Annotated in this window: 13 protein-coding genes; 12 read left to right on the plus strand and 1 reads right to left on the minus strand. The window is 58.2% G+C overall.

Features of this window, described 5'->3' with window-relative positions; genetic code table 11:
- Positions 1-7: 7 nt before the first annotated feature.
- The 9 genes from EMQ_RS14035 to EMQ_RS14075 all read left to right on the plus strand — a co-directional run bounded on the left by EMQ_RS14035 (position 8) and on the right by EMQ_RS14075 (position 11,669).
- A complete protein-coding gene (locus EMQ_RS14035) occupies positions 8-973 on the plus strand; it encodes an ABC transporter permease (RefSeq protein ID WP_010667972.1) in 966 nt (321 codons plus the stop codon).
- Positions 970-1,884, plus strand: coding sequence for an ABC transporter ATP-binding protein (locus EMQ_RS14040; RefSeq protein WP_010667971.1), 915 nt, complete (start codon positions 970-972; stop codon positions 1,882-1,884). Before EMQ_RS14035 ends, EMQ_RS14040 begins: the two co-directional genes overlap by 4 nt.
- Before the next feature lie 11 nt (positions 1,885-1,895).
- Complete coding sequence (gene nikR, locus EMQ_RS14045) at positions 1,896-2,375, plus strand: nickel-responsive transcriptional regulator NikR (RefSeq protein WP_010667970.1); 480 nt, start codon at positions 1,896-1,898, stop codon at positions 2,373-2,375.
- 39 nt (positions 2,376-2,414) lie between these two features.
- Positions 2,415-3,218 carry an urea amidolyase associated protein UAAP1 gene (locus EMQ_RS14050; RefSeq protein WP_010667969.1) on the plus strand — a complete coding sequence of 268 codons (804 nt, stop codon included), beginning with the start codon at positions 2,415-2,417 and terminating at the stop codon, positions 3,216-3,218.
- Between the two features lie 16 nt (positions 3,219-3,234).
- Positions 3,235-3,879: an urea amidolyase associated protein UAAP2 gene (locus tag EMQ_RS14055; RefSeq protein ID WP_010667968.1), complete on the plus strand. Its 645-nt coding sequence runs from the start codon at positions 3,235-3,237 to the stop codon at positions 3,877-3,879.
- Between the two features lie 18 nt (positions 3,880-3,897).
- A complete protein-coding gene (gene uca / locus EMQ_RS14060; protein WP_010667967.1) occupies positions 3,898-7,437 on the plus strand; it encodes an urea carboxylase in 3,540 nt (1,179 codons plus the stop codon).
- Positions 7,438-7,478: 41 nt separating this feature from the next.
- The gene (gene atzF, locus EMQ_RS14065; protein ID WP_018307815.1) at positions 7,479-9,281 is read left to right on the plus strand and encodes an allophanate hydrolase; all 1,803 of its coding nucleotides are present in this window, start codon (positions 7,479-7,481) and stop codon (positions 9,279-9,281) included.
- 336 nt (positions 9,282-9,617) lie between these two features.
- Positions 9,618-10,295 carry a DUF1028 domain-containing protein gene (locus EMQ_RS14070; RefSeq protein ID WP_010667427.1) on the plus strand — a complete coding sequence of 226 codons (678 nt, stop codon included), beginning with the start codon at positions 9,618-9,620 and terminating at the stop codon, positions 10,293-10,295.
- A gap of 114 nt (positions 10,296-10,409) precedes the next feature.
- On the plus strand, positions 10,410-11,669 hold the full coding sequence (locus EMQ_RS14075) for a flavin-containing monooxygenase (RefSeq protein WP_010667426.1): 1,260 nt from the start codon (positions 10,410-10,412) through the stop codon (positions 11,667-11,669).
- Between the two features lie 52 nt (positions 11,670-11,721).
- Here the strand turns inward: EMQ_RS14075 and EMQ_RS14080 are convergent, their stop codons facing one another.
- A complete protein-coding gene (locus EMQ_RS14080) occupies positions 11,722-11,910 on the minus strand; it encodes a hypothetical protein (protein ID WP_132012086.1) in 189 nt (62 codons plus the stop codon).
- Here EMQ_RS14080 and EMQ_RS14085 point away from each other — a divergent pair.
- From EMQ_RS14085 to EMQ_RS14095, 3 genes are all read left to right on the plus strand, one after another.
- Positions 11,902-12,309: a RidA family protein gene (locus EMQ_RS14085; RefSeq protein WP_010667425.1), complete on the plus strand. Its 408-nt coding sequence runs from the start codon at positions 11,902-11,904 to the stop codon at positions 12,307-12,309. The genes EMQ_RS14080 and EMQ_RS14085 overlap by 9 nt on opposite strands.
- 121 nt (positions 12,310-12,430) lie before the next feature.
- Positions 12,431-13,840, plus strand: coding sequence for a purine-cytosine permease family protein (locus EMQ_RS14090; protein WP_010667424.1), 1,410 nt, complete (start codon positions 12,431-12,433; stop codon positions 13,838-13,840).
- Complete coding sequence (locus EMQ_RS14095; protein WP_010667423.1) at positions 13,840-15,453, plus strand: GMC family oxidoreductase; 1,614 nt, start codon at positions 13,840-13,842, stop codon at positions 15,451-15,453. Before EMQ_RS14090 ends, EMQ_RS14095 begins: the two co-directional genes overlap by 1 nt.
- Position 15,454: the final 1 nt, after the last annotated feature.

Genomic DNA, 15,454 nt, shown 5'->3' on the forward strand with positions numbered 1-15,454 from the left:
AACCGCCATGCAGGGCCTTGCCGCTTCATGGAAATTATACGGTCGGACTGACGGAGTATCCCGTGGGGTCTTCGGTGTTCTGGCGGTGCTGCTGCCCTTGCTGGTCTGGAGCGCTGTCAGTTACCTGCCGTTTGTATGGCATCCACAGGTGCTCATCACCGATCCGGGTGGTGAGGATTATCTGGAATCAGGCATGCGGATGAACCGCGCTGATTTCAGTCGTGCCGTGACTGAGATGCAGGCAAAAAATGAGCCTGTTCCGCAAGGTATTGCGGCAAATCCTGTCTATCTTCCGTCTCCGGGCGAGGTGCTGACGGCTTTTGTCCACGCCTTCACGTCTTCGGCTCCCACGGGGGCTGAACACTCCATCACGCAGGCTTTCGGGCACAGTATCCAGATCATTTTCTGGGGTTTTCTTATCTCTTCCCTGATCGGCGTGCCATTGGGTGTGATGTGCGGTGCTTTGCCTGGTCTGGCGCGGCTTGTTGAACCCTCAGTGGATTTCTTCCGTTATCTGCCCGCGCCTGCTTTCGGTGCGCTCGCTGTCGCCATTCTGGGTATATATGACGCGCCAAAAATCGCGATCATCGTTATTGGTACGCTGTTTCAGCAGATTCTTGTGATTGCCAACACCACACGCAAGCTGGATTTCGCGTTGATCGAAGCATCCCGCACGCTTGGAGCGAAAGGGTTGAAGCTGCTTTTTCGGGTGGTGATACCGGGCATTCTGCCGGATATCTATCGTGATCAGCGTATTCTGCTGGGCTGGGCCTGGACGTATCTGATCGTGGCCGAGTTGATCGGCACATCTTCCGGTATCACATGGTTCATCACACAGCAGGCGCGCTACCAGCATTTTGATAATGTCTATGCAGCGATGGCTATCATCGGAATAGCAGGCCTTGGCACCGATATGGTTCTCGGTCTGCTGGGACGCCGGTTCTTTGCTTGGAAAAGGGAGATCGACGGATGACCGAACATCAGCTTCCTGACTATCGCACGCTTCCAGCCGATGTTGCCGAACGCATGGAGCAGATCAAACAGCGTGACTGTGTGCTGGAAATTGACCATGTCGGAAAGGTCTTCGCACAAAAGCGCCATCAGACTGTGGCGCTTGAAGACATCGAATTCGGCGTTCACCGACGGGAATTTGTCTGCGTCGTAGGTCCGTCGGGCTGCGGTAAATCGACGTTGATCCGCATTCTGGCCGGACTTGAGGAGACAACCACAGGCCGTATCCTCGTGGATGGGAAACCTGTGAACGGGCCGGGTCCGGATCGCGGCATGGTGTTTCAGAAATACACCCTGTTTCCCTGGCTGGATGTCTGTCGCAACGTCATGTTCGGCATAGAAATGGGTGGTACCGAACGGGCTGAAGCACGTCGGCAGGCCATGCAATGGCTACAGGTTGTGGGACTGGAACATTTCGCCACTTCCTTTCCGCATCAGCTTTCCGGCGGCATGCAGCAGCGCGTGGCCATTGCCCGTGCGCTGGCCGCCCGCCCTCGCGTTTTGCTGATGGATGAATCTTTCAGTGCACTGGACGCCGAGACCCGGCTGAAAATGCAGAACTATCTGATGGAGATCTGGCGCAAGATCGACATCACCATCGTCTTCATCACGCATGATCTGGATGAAGCCATTTATCTGGCTGACCGGATTCTTGTGCTGAAACCCCGTCCAGGCAGGGTGGAAGAGGTCATTGAAGTGCCGCTGTCCCGTCCACGTCGGGCAGCGCAGATGATGTCCGACGAATTCCTTGCGACCAAAGCCCATCTGGAGGGGCTGATCCGTTCTTTTGGTGATAACGCCGAAGAAACGGATGAGGGAGCGGATGATTTCACCATGCCGCTCCTTACCCTCGTCACGGACAAGGCTGAGTAGGAATCGCGGCAGTGAGCAGTCGGGAAACAAAGGAACAGGTCAGTCGCGTCAGTATTTCCCTGCCGCCAGGCATCCTGCAGGAGCTGGACGCCATGGTCGCGGAGAAAGGCTACGCCAGCCGGTCGCAGGCCATTCAGAACATCCTGCATCAGGAACTGATGGCCTCGCGTAATGACTGCGCGGATGAGCTGATGGCCGGTGTCATCATTCTTTTCTACAACAACGCGGCAACCGGTCTTTCCCAGAAACTTGCTGAGCTGCAATACGAAAATCTTGCCGAAGTCATCAGCTCCCTGCACGTCAACCTCGTGCGTCGCCAGACACTCGAGGTTCTTCTCGTTCAGGGGAAGGTAAAAAAACTTCAGGAAATTGCGGATCAGTTCATGACGCAGTCCGGTGTTATTTCCGGAAAGCTTCACCTCATCGCGTCACTCATTCCACCGGTTCACGAGAAGGGGCGTTCCCCCACGCTCGACATAACGCCGTGCTGAACGGCATTTTTCGGCTTACTCCATAAAAAGGAGCGTTTCATGCAGATCGATCAACAGACACCCGAGTGGTATCGCGCCCGCTACAACCAGCTCCGCGATCAGGCCCTTCTCACTGAAAGTGCCACACGTCCTGCTTTTACGCCTATCGAGATGACTGAAAGCAGTGTGCTGCACCGTGAAACCATTCCGGGTGGTTGGTACTGGAGCACACTTCTGCCGCGCGGACAGGCGCTGCGCCTGATCAATACATCAGGCAATAACGGTGTTTCTGTCGGCTTGTGGAATGCGGACGACCTTAGCGAGCGCTATAATGTCGGTGACACCATCAAGCTGCAATGGACGACCTGTCTGACGACCGGTCGCGTTCTGTTCTCGGACATGGGGCGTGTGCTCGCTTCCATCATAGGTGATTCCTGCGGTTTCAGCGACACGCTGGTAGGCGGGAGCACGCCGCAGAGCAACGCACGGAATTTCGGTAATGAGGGTCTGCGCAACACACGCAATAATCTGCGCCTGATCGCAGGCAAGCACGGCATGGCGCAGCATGACGTCACCTCCTGCATCACCTTCTTTTCGCATATCAGCACGCAGGCGGATGGCAGCTTCCGCTGGATCGAGGGTGATGTCCGGCCCGGTGACCATGTCGATCTGCGTGCGGAGATGAATCTTCTCGTCGCTGTCTCGAATTGTCCCCATCCTCTGGCTCCAGAGAAGAGCTTTGCGCCAGCACCAATCGAGGCCGTGCGCTGGCAGGCTCCCGCCATCAAGCCGGATGATCTTTGCCGGACCTTCTGTGAAGAAGCCCGTCGTGGCTTCGAAAATACCGACCCTCTCTTTGTCTGATCCGGGAGTTCTATCGATGCCAGAATACGATATCAGTAAGGTCTTCTCGACCATCACTCTCGATGAGGTCGTGGCTGCCCGGGTGCCCTGGTCCGGCGTGGTACGCAAGGGACAGGTCCTTCGCATCATCGATCTTGAAAGCCAGCAGGCGGTGGATGCCCTTTTCTACAACGCCCATGCCTATCAAGAGCGTTACAGCGCACAGGATACGCTTGTGAATCAGGGAGCCGCCTATATCGGCAAGGGTGGTCGGCTGTTTTCCAATGAGGGCAATGTTCTCATGACTGTTGTAGAGGACACCTGCGGACGCCATGATACGCTGGCAGGAGCCTGCAGCTGTGAATCCAACACGGTGCGCTTCGGCCATGAAACAAAATACATGCATGCATGCCGTGAGAACTTCCTTCTGGAAGTTGAAAAATACGGTATGAGCAAGCGGGATATCGTCAACAACGTCAATTTCTTCATGAATGTTCCCATCATGCAGAATGGCGAGCTGGTGATTGATGACGGCCTGTCTGCACCCGGCGGCTTTGTCGATCTGCGCGCCGAGATGGACACGCTCGTCGTGGTGTCGAACTGCCCGCAGGTCAACAATCCCTGCAACGGCTTCACACCCACTCCCATCCGCGTGGTCATCGGTGACCCCATCTCCATCTGACCTATTGGAAGATCTGTCATGTTCAGCAAGGTCCTCATCGCCAATCGTGGAGAAATTGTCCGGCGTGTCAGTCGGACTCTCCGGCACATGAATATTGCTTCCGTGGCTGTGTGCTCGGAAGCCGATCGCTTTACGCCTCCCGTGCTGGAGGCCGATGAGTCGGTGCTGATCGGCCCGGCAGCGGTGACGGACAGTTATCTGAACATGGACGCCATTCTGGACGCTTGCGCCAGAACGGGGGCACAGGCTGTCCACCCCGGTTACGGTTTTCTCAGTGAACGGGCCGAATTTGCCGAAAAGCTGGCTGAACGTGGCATTCGCTTCATGGGGCCGCGTCCGGAGCATATGCGGGCGTTCGGCCTCAAACATACCGCACGCGATCTGGCCAAGCAGAACAATGTGCCGCTTCTGCCGGGTTCCGATATTCTCAGCACGGCTGATGAGGCCGCAGTCGAAGCGCAGCGCATCGGCTATCCTGTCATGCTCAAGAGCACGGCGGGCGGCGGCGGTATCGGCATGCAGGTCTGCCACAACGAAGCTGAACTGCGTGACTGCTTCGCCGCGGTTTCCCGTATGGGCGGCAACAACTTTGGTGATGCCCGCGTCTTTCTTGAAAAGTTCATTGCCTTCGCACGTCATGTCGAGGTGCAGATCTTTGGTGATGGAAAAGGCAACATTCTCACCCTGGGCGAACGTGACTGTTCTCTCCAGCGTCGCAATCAGAAGGTTATCGAAGAAACACCGGCTCCTGGCCTGTCGGACGCGACACGCAAGGGACTGCGTGAAGCCGCTCGTGCCCTGTGCTCCGCGGTTGCTTATGAATCCGCCGGCACGGTGGAGTTCATCTACGATACGGAAAGCGGTGAGTTCTATTTCCTTGAGGTGAATACACGCCTTCAGGTCGAACACTGCGTGACCGAGGAAGTGTTCGGGATCGACCTTGTCGAATGGATGGTGCGTCAGGCGGATGGCAGTCTGGTCCTGCCGCCACAGGACAGCCTGATCCCGCAGGGTGCCGCCGTGGAAGCCCGCGTCTATGCCGAGAACCCTGCGGAAAATTTCCGTCCTTCGACGGGGCGTCTGACTGAAGTGCAGTTCCCGTCCAATGTACGCGTGGATGGATGGATCGAGACCGGCACGGAAGTGACGCCTTATTACGATCCGATGCTGGCCAAGGTCATCGCACGGGGCGCCACGCGTGAAGAAGCCTTTCATAACCTCAATGAAGCGCTGACGGCTACGCGCATCGGTGGTCTGGAGAGCAATCTCGATTACCTGCGTGCCATTACCGCAGCGCCTGCCGTGCTTGCCGGAGAGGTTTTTACCGGCCTGCTCAACAGCTTTGCCTATACGCCGACGACAATCGAAGTCATTGCGCCGGGCCTTCAGTCCACAGTGCAGGACTGGCCGGGACGGATCGGCTACTGGGATGTGGGCGTGCCCCCCAATGGTCCGATGGACGATCGCAGTTTCCGTCTGGCCAATCGCATTGTCGGCAATGCCGAGGGTGTGGCCGCTCTGGAGTTCACGGTTTCCGGTCCGGTTCTCCGTTTCAACGCTCCTGCCACCATTGGCCTGGCCGGAGCGTTCATGCCCGCGACACTGGATGGCAAAGAAATTCCTTACTGGGAGCCGATCGAGGTAAAGGCCGGGCAGGTTCTGTCATTGGGGCAGATCAAGGGGGCGGGACATCGCACCTATCTCGCCATTCGTGGTGGCATTGATGCGCCGCTTTATCTCGGATCGCGCTCGACTTTCATGCTCGGTCAGTTCGGTGGTCATGCAACCGGACAGTTGCGCACTGGCGATGTTCTGAGACTTGCCGCGCCTCTGGCTGATGCGCCTCCGACCACAACCATTTCGGTCGAAGATCGTCCGGCGCTGACGCAGACATGGGAACTGGGTGTGCTGTACGGTCCGCATGGTGCACCGGATTTCTTCCGTGACGAGGATATCGCTGAGCTGTTTTCCAGCGAATACGAGGTTCACTTCAACAGCGCCCGTACGGGTGTGCGTCTGATCGGACCGAAGCCACGCTGGGCGCGTACGGACGGCGGTGAGGCCGGACTCCATCCTTCCAACATTCACGATAATGCCTACGCCATCGGCGCTATCGACTTTACCGGTGACATGCCGATTCTGCTGGGTCCTGACGGTCCGAGCTTGGGCGGTTTTGTCTGCCCGGCCGTGCTCACGCGCGATGAACTGTGGAAGATGGGACAGCTCCATCCGGGTGACAAGGTGCGTTTCCGTCGCGTGCAGCCTGAACTGCTGAATCTGCCATTCCTGACGGCTCCAGTGACCGGCGACAGTCCCATCCTGTTCCGTTCGGAAGGTGAAATTCCGGTCGTCTATCGTCGGGCAGGCGACAGTTATCTTCTGCTTGAATTCGGACCGCCGGAACTGGATGTGACGTTGCGTCTGCGCGCCCAGCTTGTGCTGGAGCGTCTGAAAATCGAAGCTGTGGACGGTATTATTGACCTCACGCCCGGCATCCGGTCTTTGCAGGTCCATTACAATCCCGACGTCATCAGCCTGTCCGCTCTTCTGGAAATCCTGCACAATATCGAGCAGGCTCTCCCGTCAGGCGACGATGACATCGTGGTCCCCAGCCGTATCGTGTACCTTCCAGTGTCCTGGGATGATGAGCAGGCGCGGCTGGCCATGCAGCGTTATCAGGAACTCGTGCGTCCAAACGCGCCATGGTGCCCCTCCAACATTGAGTTCATCCGTCGCATCAACGGACTGCCCTCGATTGATGCCGTCAAGGATATCATCTTTAACGCCTCTTACCTCGTGATGGGGCTGGGTGATGTCTATCTCGGTGCGCCTGTCGCTACTCCGATCGATCCGCGCCACAGGCTCGTAACAACCAAATACAATCCGGCCCGTACATGGACACCTGACAACGTGGTGGGCATTGGTGGCAGCTATATGTGCATCTACGGCATGGAAGGGCCGGGAGGATATCAGCTTTTTGGCCGCACCACACAGGTCTGGAACACATGGCGCACAACGGATGTGTTCCATGAAGGCACGCCGTGGCTTCTCAGGTTTTTCGATCAGATCCGTTTCTACCCTGTCTCACATGACGAACTGATGGAGGCTCGCGCCGCTTTCCCGTATGGCCGTTTCTCTGTGAAGATCGAGGATACGCAGTTCAGTCTGAGGGAATATCGCGCTTTTCTCGAGGCCAACAAGGACGAGATCGAAGCGGCCCGCAATCGTCAGCAGGCGGCCTTTGAGGCTGAACGGCAGGACTGGATTGCCAAAGGTCTCGATACGTTCGAGGAAGAGACGAACGATAATCAGGCTGATGAATCCCTTCTCCCCGAAGGTCACATGGGCGTGGACAGCCCGGTGCCCGGCAGCGTGTGGCAGCTTCCCGTTAATGTGGGCGACCATGTGAAAGTGGGGGACACTGTCGCCATCATTGAATCCATGAAGACCGAGATGAAGATCATCTCGCCTGCAACCGGAGTCATTACGGACATTCTCTGCCGCAAGGGGCGGGAGGTGCGTGGCGGCGAACGCATCATGGTTGTGCGCACAGACTGATACTTCCGAACAATCCGACGCTGACAGAACAGGAAAAAATCATGACCCTGCCAAACATGTTGCAGATAGCGCCCCTGCTTTCCGCCTGTCGCGCCGGAACGCTGATGCCCACAGACATCGTGCGGGAAGTTGCCGCACGTGTTGATGCCTATGCCGCCAAGGATCCGGCGGTCTGGATCAGTCGTGTGCCAATGGAGCGGCTTCTGGCTCGTGCCGCTGAACTGGAGAGGCTGCCTGCGGCTGACTTGCCGCTTTACGGTATCCCGTTTGCAGTAAAGGATAATATTGACGTCGCCGGTCTGCCGACGACGGCAGCCTGTCCGGCCTTTGCCTATGAGCCTCGGGAAAGCGCTGAAGTGATCAAACGGCTGGAAGCAGCCGGAGCCATTGTCATCGGCAAGACCAATCTGGATCAGTTCGCAACAGGACTTGTTGGAATGCGCTCGCCCTATGGCCAACCACATTGCGTGTTCAATGCGGACTATGTCTCGGGCGGTTCAAGCTCCGGTTCTGCTGTGGCTGTGGCGGCCGGGCTGGTGTCGTTTTCTCTGGGAACGGATACGGCAGGATCAGGCCGTGTTCCCGCAGCGTTCAACAACATCGTTGGTCTCAAGCCTTCGAGAGGCGTCCTCAGTACTTATGGTCTTGTGCCAGCGTGTGAATCCCTTGACTGTATCTCTGTTTTTGCAGGATCAACGACCGACGCATGGGAAGTTGAACAGGTGGCTGGTGCTGCAGATGCGCGGGCTCCTTTCTCGCGAACCTTCTCGCCACGTTCGCTGCCGCTCACGACATTCCGTTTCGGGGTTCTGTCGGCAGAAGATCGCTTTTTTGATGGTAACGAAGCCAATGCTGCTCTTTATGCTCAGGCCATAAAGCGCCTCGAACAGCTTGGAGGCACGCCTGTCGAGCTGGATTTTGCACCTCTGAAAGAAACGGCGGCGTTACTCTATAGCGGTCCCTTCGTTGTGGAACGTCTCGCAGCGATTAAGGATTTTTATCATGCGCATCGCAAGGATATGGATCCGACAGTTGGAACCATCATCGATGGAGCCGCAAACTATACGGCGACAGATGTTTTCGACGGGATCTATCGTCAGCATGCGTTGCAGCAGATTGCGCAGTGCATGTGGGATGATTTCGATGTCATGTTATTGCCGACCGCACCGCGTATCGTCACGAAACAGGAAGTCATCGAGCAGCCCATTGCTGCCAACAGTCTGCTGGGCGCTTATACCAACTTCGTGAATCTGCTTGATATGGCGGCATGTGCCGTGCCGGCCGGTTTTGCACCCGACGGCCTGCCTTTCGGAGTGACGTTCATCGCACCAGCCTTCACTGATGAGGACCTTGCTGCTTTGGCCGGGCGTTTCCATGAGGCTCTGGGGGAAGCCATCGGGGCCGCACGCACCGAAAAGCCCGATATTTCAGCAAAACTGGAGATTTCATCTTCCGGTCGCGTGCTGCTGGCGGTGGTTGGGGCGCATCTGAAAGGTTTCCCATTGCATTGGCAGCTTGAAAAGGAGAATGCCGTTCTGCGGGAGACGACACGCACAGCGCCCTATTACAGGCTTTTTGCCCTGCCTGACGCAACGCCGCCAAAGCCGGGTCTTGTAAGGGAGGCAGGCTTTACAGGCGCAGGCCTGGAAGTTGAAGTGTATGAGCTGGATGCCGCAGGTTTTGGACGGTTCGTCGCTTCCGTTCCGCAGCCAATGTCCATCGGACGCATCACGCTGGCGGATGGCAAGGAAGTCTGTGGTTTTCTGTGTAGCGAAGCCGTCGCCCGCAGTGGCACGGATATTACCGCGACTGGTGGCTGGCGTTCCTACATGCAGAAGAAGTGAAGCATACAGTCGTTCCGGCAGGGTAGGGGCATCGCACGCTTTACCAGCCGAAAGATTACGTCGCAGGGGCAGGACCGTGGCTAACGGACTGCCTCTTTTCGTTTTTGCGGGAATGGCGAGCCTGTCATGGTTGTACGGTTCTCTACGCGCTGCTGGCTGTCTCCTTCATGCCTGATGTCTGTTTCCCTGATCCTTCGACAAGCCACCCTCAGAAAAACGGACGTAGCGCCTCTGAAAGTCCTTGTTACGGTGTCAGAACAACGATGTTAGCTTCTTCATAGAGTCAGAATTAATCAGCTGACTGACAGGGTTTTCCTGCGGAGAGACATCGAAGCCATGACCTTTTCCCTCGTTGCACGTTGTTCCCGTACCGGCCAGTTCGCGGTTGCCGTGTCCTCATCCTCGCCTGCCGTGGCCGCCCGCTGTGCTTTCGCGCGGGCTGGAGTAGGGGCGGTCACCACGCAGAACGTGACTGATCCACGTCTTGGTCCGTGGGCGCTCGATCTCATGCAGGCAGGCGCATCAGCCGGAGAGGCTCGTGACATCATCGCCCGCACCTGCACGTTTCCCGCCTATCGTCAGATGACCCTGATCGATAAGGAAGGCCGGACTGCTCTGTGGTCGGGCGAGAAATCTCTCGGAATCAACGCCAGCTCTGAAGGGGTCAACGTGGTTTCGGCGGGTAATCTTCTGGCTTCGGCGGAAGTGCCGGAAACCATCGTGCGAAACTTCGAGCAGTCGGGTTCGGGCATGGAGCTTGGACAGCGGGTAGTGCAGGCCATGCAGGCAGGCCTGCACTCAGGCGGAGAAGCCGGTCCCGTGCGCTCCGCCGGCATGCTGGTGGTTGACCGGGAAGCATGGCCGCTGGCCGATCTCCGGGTGGACTGGGAAGATGATCCCATCGGACGTCTGGCGACCCTTTGGTCCGTCTGGAAACCGCAGATGCACGATTACGTCACCCGCTGCCTTAACCCCGAAGCGGCGCCGTCTTACGGCGTTCCCGGCGACGAATAATCCCTTCGCCGCCTGAGGCGCGCCGCGCGCCAAGCGGCTGCGCTGACGCTCTGTCGTTTCGATATCAAATCATTATGCCGCGCTTGGCTGCGGTCATGAATCAAGGAGACAGCCATGTCTGTCGAGAAAACCGAAGTCCTGGTGGTGGGAGCCGGACAGGCCGGTATCGCCATGAGCGAGCATCTGCGCAGCTACGGCATCCCGCATGTCGTGCTGGAACGTAACCGGGTGGCGGAGCGCTGGCGCAGTTGCCGCTGGGATTCCCTCGTGGCGAACGGGCCGGCCTGGCATGACCGCTTTCCTGGTCTTGCCTTTTCCGAAGACGGTCCGGATGATTTTGTCCCCAAGGAAAGGGTGGCCGACTATCTCGCGGCTTATGCACAGAAGATCGAGGCTCCCGTCCGTTGTGGCGTGGAAGTCAGGAATGTGCGCCGCAAGCAGGGAGAAACCGGCTTTCACATCGAGACCTCTGAAGGTGTGATCGAAGCCGAATGTGTCGTGGCAGCCACAGGTCCTTTCCAGATTCCGGTCATCCCCTCGGTTGTGCCGGAGAGCGAGGGACTGACCCAGATTCACTCGTCCACTTACCGCAATCCGGACCAGATTCCCGAAGGTGCGGTCCTTGTCATCGGTGCGGGTTCCTCTGGCGCACAGATTGCCGAGGAACTGATGCGCAGTGGCCGGAAGGTCTATCTCTCGGTGGGCCCGCATGACCGTCCGCCCCGCAGCTATCGCGGTCGTGATTTCGTGTGGTGGCTGGGCGTTCTCAACAAATGGAATGCGGAAGCCACGCCGGGCGTGGAGCACACGACCATTGCCGTCAGTGGCGCCAATGGTGGTCACACCATCGATTTCCGCCGCTTTGCCGCAGAGGGCATGACCCTGCTCGGACGCACCGAAAACTTCGTGGATGGAAAACTGACCTTCGCGCCTGATCTCGCCGGGAATATTGCGAAAGGGGACGCCAACTACCTGTCCCTTCTTGGCGAGGCGGACGCCTATGTCACCCGCAACGGTCTGGACCTGCCGGAAGAACCGTCGGCGCGTGATTTCCTGCCGGAGCCGGAATGCGTGAAGCATCCCCTGCTTGAGCTGGATCTGAAAAAAGCGGGCATCAGCACCATCATCTGGGCGACCGGCTTTGGTGTGGATTACAGCTGGCTGAAAGTGGAAGCGCTGGACGAGAATGGCCGTCCTCACCACCAGCGCGGTGTTTCCTCCGAACCGGGCGTCTATTTCCTTGGCCTGCCCTGGCAGACACGGCGCGGTTCGTCTTTCATTTGGGGCGTATGGCATGACGCAAAATACGTCGCGGATCACATTGCCAAGCAGCGCAGCTACATGGCGTACCGTCCGGCAGATGGAACGGCATGAGGACCGGTTGCCCTGATTGCCTCTTTCCCTGCTCCGAATGGGGTAGGGGGAATCAGATTAACTGAAGCAGAACGTCAGAAATAATTTCTTTTTCTGAAATCCAAAATCGTTTCAAACTCGCAACAGGATCATGCGGGAAGATGGCAGGAAATTTTTCAGCATTTCCATAGCCACCAGCCCGTTCCCGTTGCGCAGGACCATCCGCACCAGCCCTTACAGGGAGACACAGACCATGGCCCATATCCGCCTCCGTCCCTTCAACACGAAGGACACTTACCCCGAACAGGCGCTCGACAACGATCTCTGTCAGGCCGTCATCACGCGCAACACGATCTATCTGCGGGGGCAGGTGCCGCAGGATCTCAACACACGCGAGAATGTCGGCGTGGGCGACCCGATCGCACAGGCCGAGAAGGTGATGGACAACATCGAACTGCTGATGACCGAAGCTGGTGGCAAGCTGACCGATATCTGCAAGGTCACGGTCTATCTCACGGACATCCGCTACCGCGAGGCGACCTATCGTGTGCTGGGCCGTCGTCTCAAGGGCGTCTTCCCGGTTTTCACCGGCCTTGTGGTTGTAGCCCTCGCCCGCCCGGAATGGCTGATCGAAGTCGATGTGATCGCCGAACGCGAATGACCTGATGACACGCCCCGCCGACCATAGGTGTCGGCGGGGTTTTTCTGGCTCTCAATATTACGATTCCGACACAAAAATTCCGACGGGCATGCTCGCCGACGCCAGAGGAAGGAACCGACCCATGACAGACGCCGCGACGGCACGAGGCCCGGAGTCACGAGGCCCTGAGGCCCATACTATTTACCAGATCCCGCTCGACCAGCGGCACGGACGCCCGCGCGATCTGTTCACCGTGTGGTTCGGCTCCAACATCATGATGCTGACCATCATCACCGGCGCGCTGGCGACCACAGTGTTTGGGCTGCCGTTCTGGCCAGCCCTGCTCTCGGCGGTACTGGGCAACATGATCGGTGGCCTGTTCATGGCGCTTCACGCAGCGCAGGGACCGCAGCTTGGCGTACCACAGATGGTGCAGACACGCGGCCAGTTCGGCTCCATGGGGGCGATGGCGGTCATCTGCCTTGTGGTTGTGATGTATGTCGGCTTCTTCGCCTCCAACCTCGTGCTGGGCGGTGAGTCCCTGCATACGGTGGTGACGTTCCTGCCCGAAAAGGCCTGCGTCGTCCTGCTTGGCCTCGTAAGCCTCGTGGCTACGATCTACGGCCATGATCTGATCCATGCCTACACCCGACTGATGACGGTGGTATCTGGCATCGCTCTGGCGCTGTGTTTCGTGTGGATCCTCTGCGTGAACGGCGTTTCATCCGCAACGCTGTCGCACGGCACGTTCACCATGTCAGGCTTCCTTGGCGGCCTGTCCACGGCGGCGCTCTGGCAGATCGCCTACGCGCCCTATGTCTCGGACTATTCGCGTTATCTGCCACCCGGCACTGGAAGTCGTCAGGCCTTCATGGCGAGCTACTGGGGTTGCGTGCTCGGTTCGGTCTTCCCCATGATTCTTGGAGGTCTGCTCGGCGTGATCGCAGGTGGCGGTGATGTGGTGGCCACGCTGACCACACAAGTCGGTCCGCTGGCGCTGTTCATCGTTCCCGTGCTGTCTCTGGGTATCGCGTCCACCAACGCGATGAATCTCTATTGCGGCGCGCTCTCGGCCATCACGGTCGTGCAGACCATCATTCCCTCATGGAAAGCAACGCATGTCGGACGTGCAGGCACAGCCATCATTCTGGCCAGTCTTTCGCTGCTGATCGCTCTGGGTGCGGAAGCAAACTTCATGGAAGAATATACCAACTTCATTCTTCTGCTGCTTTACGTCATGGTGCCCTGGACCGCCATCAACCTGGCCGACTTCTATCTGATCCGGCATGGCGAGTATGACGTTCCTTCCTTCTTCCGCGCTGATGGCGGCATCTATGGCCGCTACTGCTGGCCCGCGCTGATTGCCTACGTCTTCGGCATTCTGATCCAGATCCCTTTTGTCTCGAACGGTCTCTACACCGGCCCTGTCGCAAACATGCTTGGTGGTGCTGACATTTCGTGGATCGTGGGACTGATTGTCGTGACAGTGTTCTATATCTGGATGATGCGCAACGAGCGTCACGCCCAGCCTGTCATGAGTGGAGCTGACTGATGACCGCACAGAACGATTTCCCGACTGATTATGACTTCATCGTTGTGGGTGGCGGCGCAGCAGGCTGTGTGCTCGCCAACCGGCTGAGCGCGCGCAGCAATCTGCGTGTGGCGCTACTGGAAGCGGGCGGCCCTGACAACACGCCGCGCATCCATGTGCCTGCCGGCACCATCTCACTCTACAAAAGCCGAAAATATACCTACCAGTATTACTCCACACCGCAGACGCATCTCGACAACCGCCGCGTCCATGTGCCGCGTGGCCGGATGCTGGGCGGCTCTTCCTCCATGAACAGCATGATCTACATCCGCGGCGCTCGCTCGGATTATGACGGCTGGGAAGCGATGGGCTGCACCGGCTGGGATTATGAGTCGGTGCTGAAATACTTCATGCGCGAGGAAGACAACCACCTTCATCAGGACCCGCATTTTCATGGCACGGGCGGTGAACTGGTGGTGGATCAGCCGCGTGATCCGCTGGGTGTGTCGCGTCTGTTCATCAAGGCGGCCGAAGAGATTGGGCTGAAAGAAAACACCGATTTCAACGGAGCCCGGCTTGAGGGTGTTGGCGTCTATGACGTCACGCAGAAGGGTGGCAAGCGTCTCAGCGCCTATCGCGCCTTTGTCGCTCCCGTCCTGTCACGTCCGAACCTGCATGTGCTGACAGGGTGTCGTGTGGCTTCGCTTGTGACAGACGGGCGGGAGGTGCAGGGCGTCACCATAGAACGCAACGGAAAGTTCCACGTCCTGCGGGCGCACAAGGAAACCATCCTTTCGGCGGGGGCCATCGGTTCGCCGCACCTGCTGATGTCGTCAGGCATCGGTAATGCGAAAGAACTGCTGCAATCCGGTGTCCCTGTGGTGAGCGATCTGCCGGAAGTAGGCCGCAATCTTCAGGATCATATCGATGGGCTGGTAACCATCCGCTCGGATTCAGCCAGCACTCTGGGGTTCTCGCGATCCTCGCTCGGCTCCGTGCTGCCGGCTCCTTTACAGTTTCTGCTGCGCGGCAAAGGCTGGCTGACCACGAATTATGTGGAGGCCGGAGGTTTCGCCTCCACCCGTTATGCTGAAGGCGTGCCGGACGTGCAGTTCCACTTCGTGCCGGGCTATCGCAGCCATCGGGGGCGGCTGTTCGAGTGGGGACACGGTTTTGCGCTGCACACCTGCGTACTGCGTCCAAAAAGCCGGGGCAGCATCCGCTTGACACAGGACGGCAGCCGCAATCCGGAGATCGACTTCAATTTCCTTTCCGACGAACGCGATGCGCTCGTGCTGCTGGAAGGGGTGAAGCTTGCGCGCCGTATCCTGCGTGCCTCTCCGTTCGACGCCATTCGGGGCAAGGAAATGGCTCCGACCGCCGATCTCGAAACAGATGCTCAGCTGATGGACTATCTCCGTGCCTCCGCCAGCACCGTGTTTCATCCTTCGGGCACCTGTCGCATGGGATCGGATGCGGACAGCGTGGTCACGCCGGAGTTGAAGGTGCGTGGACTGAATGGGCTGCGTGTGGCCGATACGTCCATCATGCCGACGCTTGTTAGCGGGAATACCAACGCGCCGACGATGATGATCGGCGACAAGGCTTCCGATATGATCCTTTCGGAGCTTTGAC

Source organism: Acetobacter aceti NBRC 14818 (assembly GCF_000193495.2).
Lineage (GTDB): Bacteria > Pseudomonadota > Alphaproteobacteria > Acetobacterales > Acetobacteraceae > Acetobacter > Acetobacter aceti.